The organism is Mycobacterium simulans, assembly GCF_900232995.1.
GTDB lineage: Bacteria > Actinomycetota > Actinomycetes > Mycobacteriales > Mycobacteriaceae > Mycobacterium > Mycobacterium simulans.
Map to the genome: position 1 here is coordinate 3,303,127 of NZ_OCVX01000003.1, position 24,816 is coordinate 3,327,942.

Consider the following 24,816-nt stretch of genomic DNA (forward strand, 5'->3'; position numbering starts at 1 on the left):
GGCCCCACCGGCCCCGCCGTTGCCGCCGTTGCCGAGCAGACCGGCAGCGCCGCCCGCACCGCCAGCCTGACCGGCGACCCCGGCCCCGCCGTTGCCGCCGTTGCCGTACAACAACCCGCCGGCCCCGCCGGGCTGTCCCGGCAACCCGGCCGCACCATCGCCGATCAACGGGCGACCCAGCAGCAGTTGGGTGGGCGCGTTGATGGCATTGAGCAGTTCCTGCATCGGGTTGACGCTCGTGAGGTCGGTGAGCGCATAGGAGGTCGCGTTCGCGTTCAAAGTGCGCACGAACTGGCTGTGATAGGCCTCGGCCTGCGCGCTGAGTGTCTGATACGACTGGGCATGGCCGGAGAAAAGGGAGGCGACGGCCCTTGACACCTCATCGGCAGCTGCCGCCATCACCGCGGTTGTTGGTGTCACCATCGCCGCATTGGCCGCACCGATCGCCGAGCCGATGCCGGCCAAATCCGTGGCCGCCGTCCTCATGATCTCCGGCGAGACAAACACAAAAGACATCGCGATTCTCCGCCCGATGGAAGTATCCGCCAGGGCAAGACTCTAGGACGAAGTAGCTGGCCTCGCCTACGCTTTCGGCGGTTGGGGTGCAGACACCGCGCCGACATGGCTGGCGATCGCCCGCTTGTCGATCTTTCCGATCGGCGTCGTCGGCAGCGCCGGCATCGCGACTAGCAGGTCGGGCCGGGCATATGTGGCCACACCGCGCTCATCGAGGTAGCCGTTCAACTCCGCGAGCGTAACCGGTGGTCCGGTGAAAACGACTGCGGCGCAGATCTTTTCCCCGAGTTGCGGGTCGGGAAGGGGAACCGCCGCGGCCGACCAGATCGACGGGTGGCTCAGCAGTTGCTCTTCGAGTTCCTGGGCGGCGATGGTTTCGCCGCAGCGGCAGATGACATCCTTGACCCGCCCGGTGACTACGAGGTAGCCATCGTCGCGCAGTCGCACCAGATCGCCGCTGCGGTAGAAGCCGTCGGGGTCGAAGCAGCGCTCGTTGTCGCGTTCGGCCCGGAAGTAGCCGTTAAGCGTGTACGGGCCGCGCACTAGCAGTTCGCCTTCTTGGCCGGGCGCCACCGGCTCGCCAGCGGCGTCGACGATGCGCAATTCGTCGGCGGGGCACAGGGGCCGGCCCTGGGTGTGCTCGACCAGTCGTGGTCCGTCGCCGATGCGGGTGAAGTTCAGCAGCCCCTCGGCCATCCCGAACACCTGCTGCAGGCCCGGGGTCAGCGCTGCACGGATCTGGCGGGCATCCTCGGGTTCCAGCTTGGACCCACCGACCTGCAACAGCCGCAGCGACTTTGGCGTCACCGGCTCCCAATCGCAGGCTTGTGCCCACAGTTTCGCCAGCGCCGGCACGAGCGCGGTGACGGTGACGCCGTGTCGTTCGATGGTGGCGAACGCCGCTTCCGGGCTTGGATCAGTGCTGAAAACGCTAGTGGCGCCGACGCTCATCGCGCCGAGGATGCCGGGGCATGCCAGCGGAAAGTTGTGCGCCGCGGGCAGCGTCACGAGATACACGTCATCGCTCGTTAGCTGACACAGCTGCCCGCTCGCGGTGGCGTTGTAGACATAGTCTTCGTGGGTGCGGGGGATCAGCTTCGGCGTGCCGGTGGTGCCACCCGATACCAGCAGCAACGCGGGGGATGTGGTGTCGCGCACAACCTCGGGGGGGTCGCCGGCGGGCAGCGCCGACCAGGACATGAATCGGCCGGGTTCCCCGTCGACGATGACGTGGCGTAGCTGGGGATGCGTCGCGACCAGTCGCTCGGCCATCGGCCGGTAGTCGAAACCGCCCGCACTCTCGACGATGATCAACCCAACCGCACCGCTGACTTCGGCAAAGTGACTAAGTTCTGTGAACCGATGCCCGGGCAGGCACATCACCGGGATCGCGCCGGCGCGCAGCAGACCGAACAGGGCGACGGCGAACCGGCATGAATTGGGCAGCTGCAGCAGCACCCGGTGTCCGGGCGCGATACCGAGCGCGGCGAACCCGCCGGCCGCCCGCGCTGCGAGTTTGTCGAGCTCGGCGTAGGTATGGCCGCCGTGTGCGTCCACGACAGCGACACGCCCGGGCCACGTCGCGGCGGCCTGTCGTAGCAGTGAGTCAACCGTGCGACCGGTCCAGTAGCCGGCCGCGCGGTATGCAGCCGCCCGTTGCGGCGGAAAAGGAATGAACCCGTCCAGCGGCGCGGCCGGGGCGGCGGGCTCGGACGGCTGGGCAGATCTAACAGGCACTTGGAAGCTCCCTGGGGGCGAGCGTGTCCTACCCCGCGAATATAGGGTAGCGTACACGAAGTTAGGGCAGCCTGGGCTAAGCAACGGAGGTGGCTTGTGGGCGGCGCATCATTCGCCGGCGTACCGGCGAACGGCGAATGCCACCACTATCACCCCGCCCTCGCACGGATCGCCGGTCCACGATGAGTGGCACGCTCGCGATCGTCGGAGCCGGCGCGAAAGCCGTTGCCGTGGCGGCGAAGGCGGCGATGCTGCGCGAAATGGGCGTCGAGACGGTCAACGTCATTGCTGTCGAACGCTCCGGCGTTGCCGCCAACTGGCTGGCCTGCGGTGGTTGGACCGACGGCAGGCAGCGGCTGGGGACCAGTCCCGAAAAGGACGTGGGCTTCCCGTACCGGTCAACGCTCGTGCCCGGTCGCAACGACGAACTCGACGAGCGGATGATGCGGTGGAGCTGGCAGTCCTATCTCGTCGCCACCGACCAGTTCGTGGGCTGGATCGATCGGGGCAGACCGGCGCCGACTCACGACACCTGGGCGCGGTATTTGCGCTGGGTTGCCGACATGGTGGGCTTGAAGGTCGTCCGGGGCGAATTGGTGCAGCTCTCGGTCAACGGCCCGTGCTGGACGCTGCATACGCGCGACTCGCGCCTGTCCGCGGAAACGGTGATGGTTACCGGTCCGGGTCAGCCGGAGCGGTCGATACTTTCGGGTGACCCGCGAGTGTTGTCGATCGCGCAGTTTTGGCAACGCGCCGCGCGCCACGACCGCATTGTCGCCGAAAATGTAGCGGTCATCGGGGGCGGAGAGACCGCCGCTTCGATGCTCAACGAGCTGTTCCATCACCGGGTTTCGGCCATCACGGCGATTTCACCGCAAGCAACGCTGTTCACCCGCGGCGAGGGCTTCTTCGAAAACTCGCTGTTTTCTGATCCGACGGGATGGCGCAGCCTCACCCAAGATGAACGGCGCGACTGCATTGCCCGGACCGATCGCGGAGTTTTCTCCGCGCGGGTTCAGGAGTCACTACTAGCCGACGAACGGATCAGGCATCTGCGCGGGCGGGTGGTTCGCGCGGTGAACCGCGACGACCGAGTCTGGATCACGCTGTCCACCGATCGCAGCGCTGAGCCGCTCGAGACGTTGCATGCCTTCGACCTGGTCATCGACGGATCCGGTGCTGATGCGCTGTGGTTCGTGCCGCTGCTGAGTCAGAATGCCCTGGACCTGCTGGAGCTCGGGGTGGGCGGGCCGTTGACGGGTGAGCGGCTGGAGGAGTCCATTGCCCACGATTTGGCGGTTGCCGGTGTCACCCCGAAACTGGTGCTGCCCAATCTGTCCGGCCTCAATGAGGGCCCGGGATTTCCGAACCTGAGCTGCCTTGGGCTGCTGTCCGACCGGATCCTCGGCGCTGAAATTGGCGTCACCGATCCACCGATGGGAAGAAGCGGCGAGTATCAATCCGTTTGACGACGAGAACGGGCCTGCGGGCTTGAGTGTGAATTCTGGAGTGTGAGTGTGAATTCCGGGTGCGAAAATCGGCCGGATCCCGCCCTGCAGGCACGCTGAAAGCCCGTAGTTCACGCTCGATCTCGATGACCTGCGACTAGCGGCTATCCGCCCAGCTTGGCGAGCACGTCGGCAATGGATGCGCCGCCGAGCAGATCTGAGACCTCGAGATCGTGATCGAATTCCAGCTTGACGCGACGGCGTAACTCCAGCGCCTGCAACGAATCTAGGCCGATCGCCACCATGGGAATGGTGGTGTCAATCGTGTCGACCCGGTCGACACCTATGGCCCCGGCCAGCAGCTTGACCAGCCGGTGCGAAAGACCGGCATTCCTGGCTGAGACTGGGACCTCAACAGCCCCAGATGAATTGGCTGCGTCGACCGGCTGGCCCGCGCTAAGCTCTGACAGCAACGAGCCGCGACCGCAGGTTTCCAGCACCGAACGGGCGCGATCCAAGTCGAACGACGCCACGATGGCGTTGCTACGCAACGGGATCGTCATTCCCACGGTGAGCGCGTCGGCGGGCAGCATGGGAACGACACCGATGCCGGCCAACATTTCGATGCCCGAGCCGTCGAGATGGACCTTCCAGTGCCCCCACTGCACGGAAATGCAGTCCAGGCCTTCGGATCGCAACTGGTAGGCCATGGCGTCGAGCATTCGGTTCGCGGCGGCATATAGCGCAAGACCGCGACCGCCGACGGTGGCCGAGATCGAGGAGCATAGAACGACGCGGCAGCGATCGGTCCGGGGGAATGTCGCCAGTACTCGCGAAATGCCAACAACCTTGGCGCGCAGCGCCTCGTCGACCTTTTCGGCGGTGATGTCTTCCAGTTCGACGCCCGAATACTGCACGGCAGCATGGATGATCAGATCCGCGGGCGCGTCGTGATGCTGCTCAGCCAGTACCGCTACCGCTGCTTGGTCACCGACGTCGCATTGCACTACACCGATTTGCGTCGATGTGGCCGAACGGATGCTCGCGAGGCGGCCTGCGACCGCCGCGGTCTCGCCCGATCTACTCACCAAGGTGATGCGTCGTGCGCCGCGACGCGCGAAGTGATCGCAGAATTCGAGTCCAAGCTTGCCCGTTCCCCCGATGATGAGCACATGTTCGGCCGCAGACTCAAGGGAGCGGCGATCAGGGTTGGCGACGGCGGTGTCGGCGTCAACGACGCGCTTTGCGTACAGGGCGCCGCCCCGTACGGCGAGCTCCGATTCCTCCCCAGTGTGCAGCGCCGCGAGGATCGTCGCTGCCGCTTCCGATGTCGCTCCCGCCTGCAGATCGAGGTGCCGGAATCTCACGCTTGGATGCTTGGCGCCAATGCTGCGGAAGCCCGCACTTGCGGCCGCGTGCGCCAGATCCGGTGGCGCATCGTTGCCAACCACGGCTTCACCGCCCACCGTCACCAGCCAGCAGTCGGTAATCCCGCCGTCCACTCCCGGCCACCAGGCACGGTCCCCGAAGAATGTTGCGACTTCGGCTGCCGCCGCTGCGGGCCCAAGCTTCGGCGACTCCGGTACAAGAATGGCCAACGTATTGAGATCGTTTCTCGTCTCGTTGTTTTCGGCAGCGATCACCCGGACGGTCGCGCCAGCGTCGCCGGCCGCAGCGCACAGCGCGTCGGCTAACTCCCGACATGCTCCCGTGTGATCGATGATTCCTATCGCACGCGGCGGTACGAGTGATCGGCGGGACAGCCGAACCCATACTTCGGCAAGGAGCCGTGGCGGCGTGGTCGTGGGAAGCGGTTCGCGGGCTGCCGTCGGCGATGCGGATGCCGGGCGGGCACGATGGGGCAGCACCTCATCATATGGCAGCCACAGGCAGGTCTCGTTCATTCGGGTATTGGGAAAATCGGCTAGTGGCAAGGGGACTGGGCCGTCCGACTCGGCGCTCAGGTGATCCCACGAGTAGTCGAGGTCATGAACTGCCAGCTGCGCGAGGTAGCGCGTGAACTCATCGAGATTGGTTGCCGCTCGGTTCGACGTGCCGACCACCATGGTCGTCGGTTCATTGTCTTCGTTTAAGAGAGCCAGATTCTCTTGAATTGCCAACTGCAGCGTTGGGTGTTCGGCTAGTTCCACAAACGTATCGATGTCGCGCGATACCGCCGCAGCGATCGCTTTGTCGAATCGGACCGTGTTGCGCAGGTTCCAGAACCAGTATTGGTCGACCGGCAGGTCCGGGGTGATGGCGCCGCCGAGAGTGGCGCCAACACAGGCGATCTCCGTTTCGAGGAACTTTGGACGCCGCAGTTGGCGTTGGGTGGCCGCGCGAACGTGATCGCCGAGTTCGTTGATCAGGCTGGTGTGCGCGGGATATTGGACTCGGATGACTCGGGCGAACGCGCCACGCTCGGTAAGCGCATCCACTATGCCTTGCACCGTTTCTCGATCACCGGAGATTCCGGTCATGCTAGGCGAATTGATCGCCGAAAGCTCCGCCCAGCCCGTACAACGTGCCAATAGGTCCTCACATGTGTCACGGTCAGCGGCGACTACCGCCATCGAGTAATCACCGGACGCGAATTCGTCGACGGCACGCGCACGCGTCCCGACCGCGAGGACGGCATCTTCCAATGAGATCGCGCCGGAGACGTACGCCGCGGCTATCTCGCCCTGGCTATGTCCGACGGTGAGGTTGGGCACAACGCCGAATGATCGCCACATCCCGGCCAGACCGACCATCTGGGTAAACAGCGCGGGCTGGACCGTACGTGCGCAGTCCTGCGCCGAAAGATGCTCGTCGAGAAGGTAATCCAGCGGCGATTCGCCGAATTGGGTCTGGAATGCCTCGGCGCAGCGATCGACCTCCGCCTGGAACGCGGGGACCGAATCGTAGAACAGCCGTCCCATCCCGGGGCGCTGTCCGCCCTGGCCGGGGAATACATAGGCGAGCCGCCCGGACGCGGCGGGAGCGTTTGTGCGAACCACCGCAGGATGTTCGCCGCCATCGATAATCGCCTGTAGCCCACTGAGCAACTCGTCGCGGTTGGTCACCATGGCCAGCGCTCGGTGCTTGCGGGCGATGCGCGTTCGGAACAACATTCCGGCGATTTCCTGCGGTGCTACCTCGGGATGATCGGCGGCATAAGAGAGCAGGGTGGCAGCCTCGCCCCGCAGCAGCTCGGGCGTGTTCGACGACAGCAGGACGGGCACAGTTCCGTTCGGGAGCTGGTAGCTAACAACTGTCACTTCGTCACTCCCGGGAACTCGCGGGCATCGCGATGATTGCGTGCGCGTTGGCGCCGCCAGCGCCGAACGATGATGTGGCGCCGTAGCGAATGCCGTCTTTTGCCGGCCACTCGTGCAGCTTCGTAGCCAGACGCAGACCCGTCAGATCCCAGTCCAGCATCTTGGTGGGGTTGTCGGAGAACAGGGTTGGCGGAATGTAACCGTGCTGGCCCGCCAGCAGCAGTTTGATGAGGCCAAGGATTCCCGATGCGGCCTGCGGGTGGCCCATGTTCGACTTGATCGAGCCCACCAGCGCCTCGGATCCCGCCGCGCCGTAGGTCTTGAACAGAGCCAGCAATTCGACTGGGTCGCCGACAAGGGTTCCGGTGCCATGTCCTTCGATCATTCCGACGTCGGTCGGCTCGATTTCGGCCACATCGAGCGTCTTGCGCACCACCTGCTCTTGCGCGCGCACCCGGGGGACCAGAATCGGCTTGCCTTTGCCGTTGTGGTTGGTACGGATGGCCAGGATGCGTCCGTAGATGGGGTGCCCGCGTTGCCGCGCCCGTGATTCACGTTCGACGACAATCATCCCCGCGCCTTCGCCCCAGACGGTACCGCTGGCGTCGTCCGCGTAAGCGCGGCAATGCCCGTCATCGGAAAGTGCATTGAGCCTTGCGAACTCGTAAAAGGCTCCCGGTGACCCCATCACACAGACCCCGCCGGCAAGCGCCCATTCGCATTCGTCCATCGCCACTGCCATGGCCGCCAGGTGCAACGCGGTCAAGGACGATGCACACGCGGTGTCGAGACTGATCGATGGGCCGGTCAGTCCAAGGCTATGCGAGATGCGCGCGGCGCCGCCCAGTTGTCCCAAGCTGGCAATCCGATGTCCGCTGTAGGCGTCGGCTACCGCCGCACGTGGGCCGTACTCCATCGGAGACATTCCGACGAAGCAGCCGACGAATTCGCCCTCGACCGTGCCGGGATTGATCCCGGAATTCTCCAGCGCCTTCCAGGCCACTCGCATGGCAACCCGCTGCTGGGGATGCATCAAGAGAGCCTCGCGGTGGGTGATTCCGAAGAATTGCGGATCGAATTTCGTTGCGTCGTCGAGGAATCCACCTGCGTCGCAAACCGGCCCCCAGCCGTCCAGCTCGGACACCGACAGAAGATCCTCGATCGGCCAGCCGCGATCGCGTGGAAACGGGGAAATCAATTCCCGTGATTCGGCAAGCGCTGACCACAAGGCGGCGGGGGTGTCGATCCCCCCGGGCGCCTCGACGGCGATGCCGGAAATGACAACTGGATCGCTTGATGTCGATACCGGCGAGCCGTAATTATTCACGCTGATTGCTCGCTTTGCGCGGACGATGCCAGCAACTCGGCGACGGCGTCGACGTGATCGTTGAGGAAAAAGTGGCCGCCGTCGAACATGGTGACGTTGACGGTGTTGGTGTGCTTACCCCATCCGTATAGGTCGCCCAGCGTGACGATGGGGTCTTGATCGCCTCCGATCGCGTGAATCGGTGCCACAACTTTCACGTCGTCGGCCCGAAAGTATGCATCGCAGGCGCGATAGTCGGCCTTGATCACTGGAAGGGCCAGCCTCATCAGATCGCGGTTGCCGAAAACGGCAGAGTTGGTGCCTTCCAGCGCGCCGAGATGGTTCAGGATTTCCTCGTCATCGGTCGGATGCGGCGGTTTGTTGATCGCGTTGCATGGGGCGACCGCTGCGGAGACGTTGAGCTGCCGCACCTCGATTCCCTGGGGTTCTGCGATCCGGACGAATTCGAACGCGACCCAACCACCCATGCTGTGGCCGAATGTGACGATCGGGCCGCCGCGATTGTGTTCCGACGTCGAAAATTCGTCGAAAGCTCCGGCAGCGATCTCGGGCAGCGAGCCCAATGGCGGTTCTGCCGCCCGATCCTGGCGACCTGGGTATTGGAAAACGATGACGTTGAACTTCGTGCTGAGGACTTTCGAGAATGCGCGGTAGGCCGATGCGCCAGCGCCGGCATGCGGAAAAACCAGCAGCGAAAGACTGTCGGGCAATTCCGGTTGATGGAATTGCCTGATCCACCCTAGTTGCCGCGGCATGCAGTCCTGCCTCTCGTACCGTTCGATCGCGTAGCTCCGAATGGCCCGCATGGTCCCGCGTGAGCGGCGGCCTTGACGGCCGCAAGAGCCATGCAACTTAGCGAAGGCTAACATAATCTGCTTGAGTCATTGGTTCGTGCTCGAAACCGAAGCAAACCGTCCGGCCGACACTTGAGAAGTAGAGGGGATCGTGTGATGCGCATCGTGTCGTTCGGCTTCCAGACCTGGGGTTTCAAGACGCTGCAGGCGCTGATCGATCTGGATCAGGAAGTCGTGCTCGCGGTCACCCATGCGGCCAGCGAACAGTCCTATAAGGCGATCTGGTCGGAGTCGGTCGAAGACCTCGCGCGGGACCTTGGCATCCCCGTGCACATCACAGAGCGAGTGGATGCCGAGACCATCGACTTGGTCAAACGCGCTGAACCCGATGTCATCGTCGTCAACAGCTGGTACAGCTGGATGCCGCCGGAGCTGTACACCTTGCCGCCACACGGCACGCTGAACCTGCACGATTCGCTGCTGCCGAAATTCACCGGATTTTCCCCGGTCCTGTGGGCGCTGATCAGCGGTGAGTCGGAGTTCGGGCTGACGATTCACCGGATGGACGACGGCCTGGATACCGGGGACATTCTGATCCAGCACTCACTGCCCATCGGCCCCACCGATACCGGTACCGAGCTGGTACTACGGGGCATGGACTTGATTCCGGGTGCGCTACGGGACGCGCTGAATTCGCTGGAGTCCGGGACGGCGGTGTGGCGGCCACAGAACAAGGCCGAGCGTACCTACTTCCATAAGCGCTCCCAGCGCGACAGTTTGATCGATTGGAACTGGCCGGCCGAGGATCTCGAGCGGTTCGTGCGTGCACTGTCCGACCCGTATCCCCGCGCGTTCACCTTTTACCAGGGGGAGCGGATCGAGGTACTCGAGTCGCGAGTGTCTGAGGCCCGTTACGGCGGTACGCCCGGGCGAGTCATCGTGCAGGAGGGCGGCGGCGCGGTGGTCTCGGGTCCCGACGCATTTCGCGGCAACAACCGGGGCTTGGTGATCACGCGCGTTCGCAGCGCGGATGGAGTCGAGCACCGCGGGGATGAGTTCTTTGTGCGCGGCGGCTACCTGAATAACCAGACGTAATCCCGGCGAACTTCAATGTTAGGGGTGAGCGATGGCGGACGATGCCAGGGCGGTGCAGGAGCGTCGGCGCGAATTGTTGCGTCGACGCATCGCCGAAAGTGGTTCAGCGGCAGGACAACCGGTCAACGAACTGAGTGTCCATGCCGGTCAGCGATACCCGTTGTCGGCTGGTCAGCGCCGAATGTGGTTCCTGCAGACGATGGACCCGTCCGACACCACATTGAACATCTGCGTTGCCTATCGGCTGACGGGTGATCTGGACGAGGCTCGTCTGCGGGGTGCTTTCGACGACGTCGTTGCGCGTCATGCCATTTTGCGCACCACCTTTTGCGTGGACACCGAAGGTGAGCCGTATCAGGTTTTCCGCGATGACGTCGAGATCTCTTGGCAAGTACGTGATTTGACCGGTCTTGTGGAAAGCGAGCGAAAGCTTCGGGTCGAGGCGCGAGCTCGAGACATGTTCGGGAAGCCGTTCAACCTCGCCGACGATCTACCGCTGCGGATCGCCCTGATGCGCACCGGCGCAGCCGAATTCGTCCTGCTGCTGGTTGTGCATCACATCTGTTGGGACGACGACTCCTGGAGTCCATTCTTCCAAGATCTGAGTGCTGCCTACAACGGTCCGCAACCGACCGGCCGGGCGCCACAGTTTGTCGCGGTCGAGGTACTCGATTGCGCCGCAGAACCTTCCATCGCTGACGTCGGCTACTGGGCAGACACGTTACGGCCGTCACCGGAACCGTTGGAGCTTCCCGGGGTGGCCGCCGTAAATCCGTCCAGGCGCGCCGACCGGCGCACCCATGTGCTGCCCGCCGGCCTCTTCAGCCGGGTTGAGGACTTTGCCCGCAAGCATTCCGCCTCACCGTTTATGGTGTTGCTGGCCGGTTACGCTGCGCTCATGCGGCGCTATACCGGCGCACCCGATTTTCTGATCTCGATACCGGTAACTGAGCGTAGGTCTGCGGCCGAGTCCGCCATTGGGTACTTCGGTAATACGCTGTTGCTGCGGATGACAACGCAGGCACCCGACACGTTCGCCTCGTTTCTCGCGGCGGTCCGTGAAACCTGTCTCAACGGGTTTGCCCACCAGTCGGTCGGCATCGATCGAGTGGTACGCGAAGTAAACCCAGAACGCATGGGACACGACGGCATGGACCGGCTGGTCCGGCTGGGGTTCAGCATGCGCAAGAGCGCGAGCGGATTCGCGTTGGACGGCGTCACCGTGCGGCAACTCGAACTGGGCGCAGTAACGGCCCACCTTCCCCTTGCCCTGGCCGTTGTGCTCGACCACGACGGCGTGATCATCGAGTTGGAGTATCAGACCGATGTGCTGGCAGCCACGCTCGTCGATCAGATGCTGACTCACTACATCCACCTGCTGGACCATGCGCTGGCTGCACCCGAACATCGTCTCGCCAGCCTGGACATGCTCGGCACCGGCGAGCGGGCTGCCATCTTGGCGCAGTCGCTCGGCGATCTTGTCGCGGCACCGGCCACCACGATGGTCGCGATGCTCGAAGCAGCCTCGGCTGCCGCGTCAGACTCGCTAGCGCTTGTTTCCGATGGGGCCGAGCTGACCTATGCGCAATTGCATCGTCGCGCGAATCGCTTGGCGCGCTGGCTGATCGGGCAGGGGATCGGCCCCGAGGACATCATCGGCCTGTGCATGACCACGTCGATCGAGTTCATCGTGGCGATGTTCGCCGTACTCAAAGCCGGTGCGGCGTACCTCCCAATTGATCAGGCCTACCCGGACGACCGCATCGACTACCTCGTCGCGGACGCCCGGCCACGGACGGTTATTCGGCGGCACGAACTCGACGCCGCAGAACGAGACGCCGCCGAGTTGTCGGGCGCCACGGTTACCGACGCCGATCGGGTACGTCCGTTGCGTCCCGACAACTTGGCCTATGTCATCTACACGTCGGGCTCCACGGGCCAGCCCAAAGGCGTGGCGGTCTCGCACCGGGCGATCGCCGAGCACGTCGAGGGTTTCATCGCTGAATGGAGCATGACCGCCGAAGACCGCTTGTTGCAGTCGTCGTCGGTGAGCTTCGATGCCTCGTTGCTCGACATCTTTGTCACGTTGTCGTTGGGTGCACGACTGATCGTGCCCAAGCCGGAGGCGTTCGGCGACGTCCCGTACGTCGCCGATCTCATCAACCGGTACGGCGTCACGGTGCTGCACATGGTGCCTTCCATGCTGAGCACCCTGTTACTGCTGCCGCAGGTCAAGGAATGGCGGCAGTTGCGACATGTGCCGGTGGGCGGAGAAGCGCTTCCGGGTGAGATAGCCGATAAATTCGCCAGCTACTTCGATGCGAAGCTGCGCAATCACTATGGCCCGACCGAGGCCGTCGTCTGCTCGACCCACATGCAGGTCGAGGGGTCGCACGGCGCGCGCGTCGTGCCCATCGGCGTACCGAACCGCAACGTTTACGCCTATGTACTTGACCAGGAGTTGCAGCCGGTGCCTGCCGAGGTAATCGGCGAGCTGTACCTTGGCGGTGCTCAGTTGGCTCGCGGCTATCTGGGGCGTCCGGGCCTGACCGCCGAGCGATTCGTCGCCGACCCGTTCAACCTGGGCATGCGGCTGTATCGGTCAGGAGACCTGGTCCGCCGCAACATCTCTGGTGAGCTTGAATTCGTCGGTCGCGCCGATGAACAAGTCAAGGTTCGTGGTTTCCGGATCGAACTCGGTGAGGTCGAGTCCGTGATCGCGACGCATCCAGCGGTCAAGCACTGCCTGGTCGTCACGGAAGACACTGAGGCCGGCCCAGTGCTGGCCGCTTTCCTGGTGCCCGTAGCCGGTTCCCTGCACGTAGACCTCGACGAGATCCGGGCGCATACTGCGGCGGTGCTGCCGGAATACATGGTGCCCAGCGCGTTTGCGGTGATCCCCGAGATCCCACTGACCGTCAGCGGCAAACTGGATAAGCGGACGCTGCCCGCGCCGACCCCGGTCGCAGTACGTAGCTACCGCGAGCCTAGGACGGCTACCGAGCGCCGAATGTGCTCGATCTTCGCCCGGCTGTTCGGCTGGGAGAGGATCGGTGCCGAAGACTCGTTCTTTGGGCTGGGCGGCCATTCGCTGCTGGCGGCCCGGCTGATCGCACAGATCCGGGCCGAGTTCGGTGTGGAGTTGACCGTGCGCGTGGTGTTCGATATCCCAACTCCTGCCGGCTTGGCCGCGCGGCTCGTTGATCACTTTCGAGCCGAGTTCGACCTCGATCTCGATGAGATCGAGTCGGAGGAAACCTTCGGCGACGCTGTCGAGGATTCGTGGCCACAGGCACGTCGGCCGGAACTCGTCGCTTCGGTTCGCCCGGTACGGCCCCCGTTGTCCTACTCCCAGTTCGCCATGTGGTTCCAGCATCGGATGAGGGGCCCGAACGATGTCTTCAACATGGCTCTCGCACTTCGCATCAACGGTCCACTCGACATTCCCGTGCTCACCGCGGCGCTTAACGACGTAGTAGCCCGCCACGAGGCGCTGCGCACGAATTTTGTTGAACATGAGGGTATTCCGTATCAATTCGTGCATCCGGTACGTGAGCTGGAACTGGAGGTCACCCAGATCGCCGCGGACCAGCTCGACGAGACGGTGGCCGAGCTGCGTCGGTACGTATTCGCGTTGGAGTCCGAATCCCTGGTCAGACCTACCCTATTGGCACTCGGCGCGGATACGCACGTGCTGCTCGTGCTCGTCCACCACATCGTTACCGATCACGCTTCCCTCGGCATGCTTTTCGAAGACCTCATCGTTGCGTACCGTGCGCGTTTGCAAGGAGAGGCGCCGCAGTGGGCGGCGCTGCCTTTCCAGTTCGTGGATTACGCACTATGGCAACAAGGTGCGTTCGACGCGGCCAGCGACTGGGGAGAAGCCGAGCTGGCGCATTGGCGCGATGTGTTGGCCGGAATGTCCTATGAGATCTCGATAGTCCCGGATCACGCCCGCCCGCCGGTCCTCGGAAGCCGTAGCGAGGTGGTGGATTTCACGGTTCCCGCGGCGCGCCGGGAGGCCCTTATCCGGCTCGCCGAGCAAAACGGCGCCACCGAGTTCATGGTGTATCAGGCCGCCCTCGCGGTGTTGTTGTGCAAGCTAGGCGGTGGCAGCACGGATATCGCGATTGGCAGTCCGGTCGCGGCTCGAGTCGATTTGGCCACCACGAATATGAGCGGCCCATGCGCCAATGTGGTGGTGCTGCGCAACGACTTGTCCGGTGATCCGAGTCTGCGCACCGCGGTCGCGCTCAGCCGCGATGCGGTGCTCGATGCGTTAGCGCACCAGGAACTTCCCATCGAGCGTGTGGTCGAGGCGCTGAACCCGCCGCGCTCACCATCTAGAAACCACCCGCTGTTCCAGAACTCGATCCACTTCCGCGGTGCCGAGGATTGGGCGTTGATGCCACCCGATCTCACCGAAAACGGCGAGACCACAGTTGTTGCACTGCCGATGGACTTCGAGATATCCATCCTGGATCTGAACCTGGTGCTGAACGTCACGTCGGACGCCGCACTCGATGTCCGGGTCGTCGCAAATGCTGATCTGTATGAACCTGAGACCGTTGCGCTTATCGCCGATGCTCTGGACGCCGTGCTGGAAGCGTTCGTGACGACGCCGGATCATCCGTTGTCCGCGTTGGAGTTGCTGCCGGCGGCCGCCTTGGAGAAGCTACTCGCGCCGCCCACCCCGACCGCCGCGGAGCGGTCGCGACCGATCACCGGCGGTTCCCAGGAAACCGAGCGGGCCCTCATCGGCTTGCTGGAGGAGTTGCTCGAAATTAGCGGCGTCGACCGTGAGGACAATTTCTTCGCCCTCGGCGGCGACAGCATCATTTCGGTGCGGTGGGCGGCCCGGGCCAGCGCCCAAGGTCTGGCCTTGACCCCGGCAATGGTGTTCGAGCACATGACCATCGCCGAGCTTGCCGCCGCAGTCGAAGGGGCCGCCGATCAACCTGCGGCCGAGCCGGATTCGGTGCCGGCGCAGCAGACCGCACCGATGAGCGCATCGGGTTTGGACGCCGATGCGCTGGCGGCGCTCACCGCATCCTGGCATAACCAATCGTGAGGCGACCGTGACCACTGTTCCGCTGCAGATCGAAGACGTTCTTGCGCTCACTCCACTGCAGGAAGGGCTGTTTGCGCTATACCAGTTGGCCGAGGACGGTGTTGACATCTACACGGTGCAGTTCGTGGCTGACATCGACGGACCGCTCAACGTCGAGTTGCTGCGCCGCAGCGCTGCGGCCATGCTGGACCGGCATCCGAATCTGCGCGCTGCGTTCTGGGATCGCGACGTGCCGAAGCCGGTCCAGATCGTGCCGGTGCACGCGCAGGTGCCGTGGTCTGAACGAGTCGCAATACCAGCGGAATTCGACGCCATTGCCCGATCGGAGCGGCGCCGTCGGTTTGATCTGAGCCGCGGTCCCGCGCTACGCGTCGTGCTGCTCAGTGTGCCCGGTGCGACGCGGCGCCGGATGATTTTCACCGCGCATCACATTCTGGTGGACGGCTGGGGACTCGGCGTGTTATTTGCCGAGATGCTGGCCGTGTACCAGGCCGGGGGATCGCTCGACGGGCTTTCCAACCCACGTCCCTACCGCGACTACATCGCTTGGCTGGCAGGACAAGACAGAGCCGCCGCGCTAGCCAAGTGGACTGAATATTTGCGGGGAGTGTCCGCGCCGCTCATGGTGGCCGACGGCACTACCGCTGCGGTTGGCGGTGTGCCGGAAAAGTCGGACTTGCTACTGCCTGCCGGGGAAACGGCTCGGCTGCGGCACTGGGCGGGCCGCAACGGACTCACCCTCAATACCGCAGTGCTTTTCGCCTGGGTTGTCGTCCTCGGCAGGCTCACCGATCGTCGCGACGTTGTTTTCGGCACCGTGATTTCCGGCCGTCCCAAGCAGCTGTCCGGCGTGGAGACCATGGTGGGGATGTTTATCAACTCGGTGCCGGTTGTGCACCAGCTGAGTGGTACTGCCTCGGTGGTCGAGCAATGCGCGCGGTTGCAGCGTGAGTCGTCGGCGATGCGTGAGATCGGCTATCTCAGCCTGTCGGAGCTGCAGCGTGAGCATGGCCGAGGAACGTTGTTCGACAGCCTGTTTGTGTTTGAGAACACGCCGATGGAGGATGCCGTTCGGCCGCTGACTACCACCGACGGCATCACCTTCGCTCCGGTTGAGGGAGAAAGTCTGACGCACTACCCGTTGACCGTGGCCTCGCATCTGACAGACGACGCCCTGGTGATGGTTGTCGAGACGATTCGTGAAGCGCTGCCGCATCTTCCGGCGGCACAAATCTGTGAGCGACTGGTCGGTGTGCTGCGCCTACTTCCCGACATCGGTGACCGAACCCCAGGCGCGTTGGACGTTCTCACGTCCGCAGAGCGTGCGGAATTCCGTGACATGGCGACGCGGTCGGTACCCACCCCGGAGGCAACGGTGTGGGAATTGTTCGAGCGGCAGGTTTACGCCACCCCCGAAGCCGACGCGTTGACCACCGACAGCGGTGACCGTTACAGCTACGCCGAACTGCACGCGGACGCAAGCCGATTGGCGCAGGAGCTGGCGCGGCACGGTGTAGGCCCGGAACGGGTCGTGGCCCTGGTGCTGCCCCGCTCGGCCCGATCCATCGTGGCGATCCTGGCTGTGCTGGCCGCTGGCGGCGCCTACTTGCCGGTCGATATCACGCTCCCGGAAGAGCGCATTCAATCAATTCTGCACCAAGCCGATCCGGCACTCGCCGTTGCCGAAGGCGACTACGCGGATTTGGTAGGTGTCGAGATCCCCGCCTTGGTCATTGACGATCCCGCTGTGGCCGAGCGCATTTCTCGATCTGCTGCGGAGGCGCCAGCAGTTCGTCGGCATCCCGCGCACTGCGCCTACCTCATTTTCACATCCGGGTCGACGGGGGAACCCAAAGGCGTCATTGGCACCAACGCCGCGATCGTGAGTTACCTCGCGGACCACCGGGAGCGTGTCTACCGGGAGGCGATGACGCGCCTAGGTCGTCCGCTGCGCATCGCCCACGCTTGGTCGTTAAGCTTCGACGCCTCCTGGCAGCCCATGGTCGGTCTGTTCGAGGGTCACGCCATCCATTTGTTCAACGCCGAGGAGATGCGGGACGCTGATCGGCTGGTAAAGGGTATGGCTACCTACCAGATCGACATGATCGACACCACCCCGTCGATGTTGGTGCAACTGCGTGCTTCGGGACTGTTGAATCGCGATCTCTCGGTGCTGGCCCTGGGCGGCGAAGCGATCGATACCGTGCTGTGGGAGCAGTTGCGCACGCTGTCGCCTACGGCCGTCTACAACTGTTACGGACCCACCGAAATGACCGTCGAGGCGGTGGTGGCCCCGATCACGGACTATCCCGAACCGACGATCGGTACGGCTAACACTGGAACCTTCTGCTACGTCCTGGATTCGGCGCTGCGGATCGTCCCCACCGGTGTGGTGGGTGAGCTGTATCTATCGGGCGCGCAACTGACCCGCGGCTATGTTGGCCGGTCCGCCATGACCGCCGCGCACTTCGTCGCAGACCCATTCCGCCCCGGACAGCGTATGTATCGCACCGGCGACTTGGTGCGTCGGCTGCCCCACGGCGGCTACGCCTACTTAGGGCGTGGCGACACCCAGGTGAAGATACGCGGCTACCGAGTCGAGATCGGCGAGATCGAGGCTGCCTTGCGTAGGGAGCCCGAAGTGCACGACGCGGCAGTGTCGGTTCTTCGCCGTGAGGGTGGCACCATTCTGGTGGGTTTCGTTGTGTGGCAAGAGAATATCGATGCTGACCCGATTCGGCTGCGCGTCGCGCTGACCGGTCGTCTGCCGTCTTACATGATTCCGGCCCGGATCGTGGCGTTGCCGCAGCTGCCGGTGAACGCCAACGGCAAGCTGGACACCCACGCACTGGACCGCCTGGCGCAGGATGCGCTCTCGCGGGTCACCGTCGGTGCGGCGGCGTCACCGTCGACCGATACCGAACGAGTGCTGTGCGAAATATTCGAAGAGCAGTTCAACGGCGTGGTACCACACATCGACGACGACTTTTTCGCGTGCGGGTTAGATAGCATCGTGGCGATCTCGCTGGTCCACAAGGCCCGCAGGCGTGGACTCACATTGAGCCCGCGGATGGTGTTCAATGCTCCGACAATTCGCGAACTCGCGGCCGCGATCGACTCTGCGGTCTACTCGGATATCGCCGTCACGAGCGCCGAATGGGGCGAAGTCCCACCGCTGCCGATGGTGTCTTGGCTATACGAGCACGGCAATTTCCGCCGCTTCACCCATAACGTCCTGCTCCGGCTGCCATCGGGTATCGACCGGTCGTCTATCGAGCTGATGCTGCAGTTGTTGCTCGACGGACACGACACCCTGCGGTCGATTCTGATCGACACTTCTGCGGGTCCACGCCTGATGACCCGCGGACCCGGAGTGGTCGACGCCGGCGACGTGCTCACCGAAGTGCGGTTACCGGAACCGACCGATGCCGAATTGGTGTCGGCCATAACACATTCCGCACCCAGGGTGATGGATGAAATTGACCCTTACGCGGGTGCAATGGTGCGAGCGGTCTGGTTCTCCGGTGCTCAGCACGGGTCTGAGCAAGCGGACGTGCTGCTGCTCACCGCGCACCACCTGACTGTGGACGTGGTGTCCTGGCACGTCATCCTGGGTGATCTCGCAGCAGCCTGGAGGTCAGTCAGCGCGGGTGAGACGCCGGAAATGCTGCCAGAGTTCACTTCTTACCGACGGTGGTGCGAGCTCATGTGGCAGCGGGCGGCGACGCCGGAGGTGCAGGCCCAGCGAGATTATTGGATGGGCCAAGTCTGTGGACCCGATGCCGCGTTGGGTGCGCGGTATCCGGACCCGACCCGTGACACCTGGTCCACCCTGCATGTCACACAGGTAGTTACGCCGGTCGAGGTCACTGCGCGGGTGCTGGCGGGGCTCACCAGAGACGAAGGTGTGCGCGAATTCCTGCTGGCGGCAACGACGATGGCTATGGCCAGTTGGCGTCGCAGTCGTAACGAGGACGCCACGTCGGGGACTCTCGTCGCGCTGGAGGGTCACGGGCGTGCCGACGCCACGCTGGACACCGACACCACCAACCCGGTGGGCTGGTTCACCAACGCGTTCCCGGCACGATTCGGGGTGGGTGACGCGGCTGTTGATATCGAACGGGCCGAACAGGATCCGGATTCGGCCCGGGCCTTGGTCGACTCGGTAGTTGCTCATCTGGCGCAGGTGCCCAACGACGGTTTGGATTACGGTCTGCTGCATTACGTGGACCGTGTCCCCGAGCTACAGGAGGGAGCGGAACCTCAGATCCAGTTCAGCTATCTCGGTCGTTTGGACCTTGGCAGTGTCGCCGACCAACCGTGGTCACTCCTTGGCGGGGCCTACGTCCATGCGCTTCCGAACGCCCCCGAACCAGATCTGCCGCTGCGCTTTGCCTTGAACATCAGTGCGTTTGTTGCCAATACGCCCGAGGGCGCGCAACTGATCAGCAACTGGCGCTGGAGCGATGCCCTGTTCTCGCCAGCCGATATTGACCTTCTGATGCAGTTCTGGCAGCGCGGTATCGCCGCGCTGGCGGCGCGCTTGGCACCGTAGAAATGGCCGGAATGATTGGTAGGGACGAGATCAGGGCTACGGTGGCGGCCGAACTCGGTTGTCCGGCCTCAGATGTCGCCGACAACGACAATCTGATCCAGTTGGGCCTGAACTCGATCCGCATGATGGCGCTGGCCGGCGGCTGGCGCAAACGCGGGGCTGGCATCACCTTTGCCGAACTCGCGGCCAGTCCGACGATCGATTCGTGGTACGGGTTGCTCAGCGCGGATGGGGTGCCAGACGCGGCCGAGGCATTCGTAGCTGAGCCCATCGAACCGGTAGCCGAAGAGGCTCCCTTCCCATTGGCCACGATGCAGCACGCGTACTGGATCGGCCGTTCCGATGAGCAAGAGCTGGGCGGCGTTGCGGCCCATCTATACGTCGAATTCGATGGCGGGCAAATGGATCCCGTGCGCCTAGAGCGCGCGGTGGCCGACCTCGTCGCGGCCCATCCGATGCTTCGTACCCGCTTCCTCCCGGACGGAACACAGCAAACAATGGCCCGGCCGGGTAGACCGGTATTCAGCGTTGTTGACCTGCGCGGACAGAGCTCGGGGCAGGTGGAGTCGGCGCTGGGAGAGTTGCGTGACCGTAAAACCCACCAGCGTCTGGCAATTGAAGACGGTCAGGTCATCGACGTCACCCTGACTTTGTGCGACCAAGACCGCAGCCGCGTGCACCTGGATATTGACATGCTGGCCGGCGACGCGTTGAGCTATCGGGTGCTGATTTCCGACCTGGCCGAGTTGTACCAGGGTGCGACGCTGGTGGCCCCCGGTTACAGCTATCGGCGCTTCCGTACGCAGCGCCAAGAAGACACCACCGCGCGCGAGCGAGACCGAGACTGGTGGCAGCGGCGCCTGCCCGAGATGCCGGGCGCGCCCGAACTGCCGACGGTTGCGGTGGGGGACCGCAGGGCGCCGCACCGCACTGTCCGCTACGACCACTGGCTGGCACCGGAGGACAAACAGCGACTGGGGGCCGGCGCCCACGCACGCGGCCTCACACCCGCGATGGCGCTGGCGGCGGGGTTCGCCGACACCATTGGCGGTTGGTCGGCTCGGGACCGGTTTCTGGTGAATGTTCCGTTGTTTCACCGTGAACCGGTACACCCGGACATCGACCGAGTGGTCGGAGACTTCACTTCATCGATCATGCTCGAGGTCGACATCAGCGAAAACGTGTCCGTGGCCGAGCGGGCCCGCGCAATCCAGCGCACCATGTACGAGAGCGGATCGCACGCCAGCTACTCGGGGCTTGAAGTGCTGCGGGATCTGGGCAGACATCGGGATGAGCCCGTGCTGGCACCGATAGTCTTCACCAGTGCGCTCGATCTCGGCGAATTGTTTTCCGACAACGTCATTGAGACATTCGGTGCACCAGTGTGGATCATCTCGCAGGGCCCCCAGGTATTGCTGGATGCCCAAATCACCGAGCTGCGCGGCGGATTTCTGGTCAACTGGGACGTGCGCCAGACGGCGTTCCCGGAAGGCCTGATCGATGCCATGTTCGCCACCTTCACCGAGGCGGTCCAACGTCTCGCCGAAGGCGACGCCGGCTGGGATGCTGAGGCGGCTGTTCGATTGCCGACTGCGCAGGCGGAGGCACGGGCGGCGGTCAACGCGACCGAAGGGCCCGTCAGCGGGCGGTGTTTGCATCAAGGCTTTTTCGAGCACGCCGCGGCGAATCCCGAAGCGCCGGCCGTGATGTGGGGTTTGGACGACGAACACGGCGCATGGAGCTACCGGGAATTGGCGCAGCGGTCGCTTGCCGTCGCGGGGGCCTTGCACGCGAATGGTGTGCAGGCCGGAGACGCCGTCGCCGTCCAATTGCCCAAGGGGCGCGATCAAATCCTGGCCGTGCTCGGGATACTTGCTGTGGGCGCGACATACGTGCCGATCGGGTTCGACCAGCCGGATGCGCGGCGTGCCAAGATCCTTCAGACCGCTGACTGCACAGCGGCACTCACCATCGACGGCGCCGAAATCGGACTACCGATTCCGTGTCTGTCCATCGCCGCGGCCGCCAACCATTCGGAGCCGCTGTCGGTACCGGTGTTTCCCGACACCGGTGAGATTGCCTACGTACTCTTCACCTCGGGTTCGACGGGCCTGCCCAAGGGCGTCGACGTACCGCACAGCGCCGCGATGAACACCATCGATGCGGTCAACGAGTGGTTCGGCGTCGGCAACGGCGACCATGCTCTCGCGCTCTCGGCGCTCGAGTTCGACCTATCGGTGTACGACATGTTCGGCATGTTCTCGGTGGGTGGGGCAGTGGTTGCGGTCGACTCCGACGATCGGGTCACGGCTACCACGTGGGTGGAGTTGATTCGCCAGCACCGGGTTTCGATCCTCAACTGTGTGCCAAGCCTGCTCGACATGATCCTCGAGGTCGCCGGGGACCGGCTGGGCGACTCCTTGCGTGCCGTCATCCTCGGCGGTGACTGGGTTGGCGCCGAATTGGCTCGCAGGCTGGCCAAGCGTGTGCCGGGATGCCGTTTCTCTGGACTGGGCGGCGCGACCGAGACGGCCATCCACAGCACGATTTGCGAAGTAAATGGCGAACCGCCGGGGCACTGGGCGACCGTGCCGTTCGGTATCCCGTTGCGCAATGTCCGGTGTCGGGTGGTTTCGCCGTCGGGCCGCGATTGCCTCGATTGGGTTCCCGGTGAACTGTGGGTCGGTGGAGCGAATGTCGCTGCGGGTTACCGCAACGATCCGCAACGCACCGCCGAGCGTTTCGTCGAGCACGACGGCACCCGCTGGTATAAGACCGGTGACATGGCCAGGTATTGGCCCGACGGCACCATCGAGTTCCTTGGCCGCGCCGACAACCAGGTGCAGATTCGCGGATACCGAGTCGAACTCGGCGAGGTGGAGAGCGCACTTCGTAGCGTGCCAGGGGTGCGTCATGCCGTCGCGGGCGTCGTCGGTGCCAACGCACCGAAGCTGGTCGCCGCCATCGTGGGCGACCCGGGTGAGGTCGGTGATATCGCTGAGGCAGTCCGCAAGGCGGTCGCGGATCTGTTGCCGAGCTATATGATTCCCACCCGCGTAGTGCTTTTCGAGCGACTTCCATTGACGCCGAACGGCAAGCTGGATCGGCGGGCCGTGGTTGCGTTGCTTGAACCTGAGGTATCAGGAAGCGAAGACTGTGCCCCGCGCGATGATGTGGAGGCCGCGCTTGCGGGGATTGTCGGCGAGGTGCTGGGACAAACCTCGGTTGGCGTGCACAATGACTTCTTTGCGCTTGGGGGCGATTCGGTGTTGGCGACCACCGTCATCGCACGGGTACGCGATTGGCTCGACATCGACCATGCCGTCGTCGCCGACCTGTTTGCCACCCGCACCGTCGCCGGGTTGGCCGAGCGACTGAACAGTCGGGAAGCCCAACGCGGTACACCGGAACGACTGTCCGTGATCGCACGCCACTACCTCGAAGTTGCGGCAATGACCGATGAAGAGGTTCTCGCCCAGGGCTAGCTTTCCGCGGACGAGCCGATGATGATGCTGCCGACACTGCACTCCTGTAGTTCGTCGACTCCGGTGGCCGCGACGAACGCGGCGGTGTCACCGAATCCTTGTGCGCAGCAGCCAAGCCCCATCGCGGTCGCGGCAAGGTAGATGGTCTGCATCAGCGCGCCAACATTCTTGAGAATGGTGGCGTAGGAGATCTGTTCGTAGGTCCACATGATGCGGCCGCAACGGGCCGCGATGACGACGAGCAGTTGTGGCTCGGCGCCCTCTGTTAGGGTCGCCGAAGCCGGTTTCAACAGCTGGGGAACGGCTTTCGAATCCGCGGCGGCCACCGGGCGCAGCGCGTGGTCGAACGAGTCGTAGTGATACATGCCTGGGTCGAGTCCGCCGACGTTTCGCACCACCGGGTAGAGCTCGAGTTCGTAGACGCCGCCACCGGAAGGGTATGGGCGCGAAAGGAGTTCCTCGTCGTCGCCGACGGGAATCGATCGCCGCGTTCGTGCCGTGCGATACAGCAACTCGCCGAGTTGTGCGACGGTGACCGGCCGGGCGTCGTCGAATGTCCGTGTCGATAACCGATCTTCGAGGACGGCCGTCAATGTCGGATCCTGTGCCCTCCGGGTGGCCAGGTCGGGGACGGGCAGGGCGATCGGTTCGCCCGGATAGTCCGTCCTGCGGGCCGGGGGCTGTGGGAATTGGTCTTTCGCCCACTTGGTCGGACCGAAATGGTCCCAGGTGACCGTCCGTTCACCGAGCGTGCTGCGCCGGTGAAACCACAGATCCGCTGCGCTCCAACTCAGGGTTTCGAAATTGGCGTCCTCCTCGCCCCTCGCAACAAGGATGCCGGACCAGCGCAGGTCCTCGATGAACTGCGACGCGGCGGCAGTCGATAGGTCCGTTCCGCCCGCCGCGGGACGGTCGAGCAGGACGAGCAAGCGTGAATCATGAACGCGTATATCGCACCACCCCAATGGTTGTTCCAAGACCAATCCCCCTGAGTCCCGGTGCAGTACAGCGAATTTCGACAGCACCACGGATCGTGGCGTCGGCGGATCAGGCCGTGCCGGGGGTTGTCCGATGGGCACGATGGAGTAGAGGTCCGTTGCGCCGTCGCGCACCGTGACCGTCAGCCAGCCGGCTGTGGCAAGGTGATCGATCAGTGTGCCCACGTCGTTTCCATCCGGGGTGCAGAGCTCCGAAAGCGTTGCTGGCCCTAGATTCAGGGTCTTGAGCGCCCGTAGCTGACCCGCGGACAGTCGGGTCAACTTTTCGCTGCGCGGCGGGTTCAGCAGCACCGCGCCAGCGGGCGTGGTCAAGCACGTGACGCCCGGACGGAACGCGAATCTTGTTTCGTCGGGGTAGGTCATGCCAGGCAATCCGCACCCTCCGTCCTATGATGTCCTCGCACGTCAGCGTAGGGAGCCAAGCTTCGTGGCCGCCACACAGCTGGGCCACAGACTCGCCAGCGAAAGTTCACAGCTAGGTTGGATGTAATGCAATCCGTCCGGAAAGCGAAACTCCAGTAACAACGTTG

The 24,816-nt window shown here is 64.0% G+C and carries 11 protein-coding genes; 5 read left to right on the forward strand and 6 right to left on the reverse strand.

Annotated features, from left to right (window positions below):
* Window positions 1–516, reverse strand: a 516-nt coding sequence (locus MSIMFI_RS28205) for a PE family protein (RefSeq protein WP_224770204.1), incomplete at its 3' end; no start/stop codon positions are given.
* Window positions 517–582: 66 nt separating this feature from the next.
* Entirely contained in the window at window positions 583–2,253 is a 1,671-nt protein-coding gene (locus MSIMFI_RS15690; protein WP_396820070.1) for a (2,3-dihydroxybenzoyl)adenylate synthase, read from the reverse strand.
* A 182-nt stretch (window positions 2,254–2,435) separates the two neighbouring features.
* Here MSIMFI_RS15690 and mbtG point away from each other — a divergent pair, with 182 nt between their 5' ends.
* Window positions 2,436–3,722 (forward strand): NADPH-dependent L-lysine N(6)-monooxygenase MbtG, encoded by a 1,287-nt coding sequence (mbtG, locus tag MSIMFI_RS15695; protein ID WP_191497885.1) that lies wholly within the window; start codon window positions 2,436–2,438, stop codon window positions 3,720–3,722.
* A gap of 143 nt (window positions 3,723–3,865) precedes the next feature.
* Here mbtG and nbtC read toward each other — a convergent pair whose 3' ends face one another.
* The 3 genes from nbtC to MSIMFI_RS15710 all read right to left on the reverse strand — a co-directional run bounded on the left by nbtC (window position 3,866) and on the right by MSIMFI_RS15710 (window position 9,043).
* Window positions 3,866–6,892 (reverse strand): nocobactin polyketide synthase NbtC, encoded by a 3,027-nt coding sequence (nbtC, locus tag MSIMFI_RS15700; protein WP_396820236.1) that lies wholly within the window; start codon window positions 6,890–6,892, stop codon window positions 3,866–3,868.
* A gap of 73 nt (window positions 6,893–6,965) precedes the next feature.
* On the reverse strand, window positions 6,966–8,288 hold the full coding sequence (locus MSIMFI_RS15705) for a beta-ketoacyl [acyl carrier protein] synthase domain-containing protein (RefSeq protein WP_191497887.1): 1,323 nt from the start codon (window positions 8,286–8,288) through the stop codon (window positions 6,966–6,968).
* Window positions 8,285–9,043: a thioesterase II family protein gene (locus MSIMFI_RS15710; protein WP_191497888.1), complete on the reverse strand. Its 759-nt coding sequence runs from the start codon at window positions 9,041–9,043 to the stop codon at window positions 8,285–8,287. Before MSIMFI_RS15710 ends, MSIMFI_RS15705 begins: the two co-directional genes overlap by 4 nt.
* Window positions 9,044–9,238: 195 nt before the next feature.
* Between MSIMFI_RS15710 and MSIMFI_RS15715 the strand changes: the two genes are divergently transcribed.
* The 4 genes from MSIMFI_RS15715 to MSIMFI_RS15730 are packed head-to-tail and all read left to right on the forward strand — an operon-like array spanning window position 9,239 to window position 23,288.
* A complete protein-coding gene (locus tag MSIMFI_RS15715) occupies window positions 9,239–10,177 on the forward strand; it encodes a methionyl-tRNA formyltransferase (protein WP_186243832.1) in 939 nt (312 codons plus the stop codon).
* 31 nt (window positions 10,178–10,208) lie between these two features.
* Window positions 10,209–15,248 carry a non-ribosomal peptide synthetase gene (locus MSIMFI_RS15720; protein WP_191497889.1) on the forward strand — a complete coding sequence of 1,680 codons (5,040 nt, stop codon included), beginning with the start codon at window positions 10,209–10,211 and terminating at the stop codon, window positions 15,246–15,248.
* Window positions 15,249–15,255: 7 nt separating this feature from the next.
* Window positions 15,256–19,803 (forward strand): non-ribosomal peptide synthetase, encoded by a 4,548-nt coding sequence (locus tag MSIMFI_RS15725; RefSeq protein WP_224770205.1) that lies wholly within the window; start codon window positions 15,256–15,258, stop codon window positions 19,801–19,803.
* 11 nt (window positions 19,804–19,814) lie between these two features.
* Window positions 19,815–23,288 carry a non-ribosomal peptide synthetase gene (locus MSIMFI_RS15730; protein ID WP_191497891.1) on the forward strand — a complete coding sequence of 1,158 codons (3,474 nt, stop codon included), beginning with the start codon at window positions 19,815–19,817 and terminating at the stop codon, window positions 23,286–23,288.
* Here MSIMFI_RS15730 and MSIMFI_RS15735 read toward each other — a convergent pair.
* Window positions 23,285–24,649, reverse strand: coding sequence for a SagB family peptide dehydrogenase (locus tag MSIMFI_RS15735; protein ID WP_191497892.1), 1,365 nt, complete (start codon window positions 24,647–24,649; stop codon window positions 23,285–23,287). The two genes, MSIMFI_RS15730 and MSIMFI_RS15735, sit on opposite strands and share 4 nt — an antisense overlap.
* Window positions 24,650–24,816: the final 167 nt, after the last annotated feature.

Excerpts from the sequence above, each read along its gene's own strand:
- MSIMFI_RS15720 (WP_191497889.1), top strand. The coding sequence starts at position 10,209 with ATGGCGGACGATGCCAGGGCGGTGCAGGAGCGTCGGCGCGAATTGTTG.
- MSIMFI_RS15735 (WP_191497892.1), bottom strand. The coding sequence starts at position 24,649 with ATGACCTACCCCGACGAAACAAGATTCGCGTTCCGTCCGGGCGTCACG.
- MSIMFI_RS15710 (WP_191497888.1), bottom strand. The coding sequence starts at position 9,043 with ATGCCGCGGCAACTAGGGTGGATCAGGCAATTCCATCAACCGGAATTG.
- mbtG (WP_191497885.1), top strand. The coding sequence starts at position 2,436 with ATGAGTGGCACGCTCGCGATCGTCGGAGCCGGCGCGAAAGCCGTTGCC.
- MSIMFI_RS15730 (WP_191497891.1), top strand. The coding sequence starts at position 19,815 with ATGATTGGTAGGGACGAGATCAGGGCTACGGTGGCGGCCGAACTCGGT.
- MSIMFI_RS15715 (WP_186243832.1), top strand. The coding sequence starts at position 9,239 with ATGCGCATCGTGTCGTTCGGCTTCCAGACCTGGGGTTTCAAGACGCTG.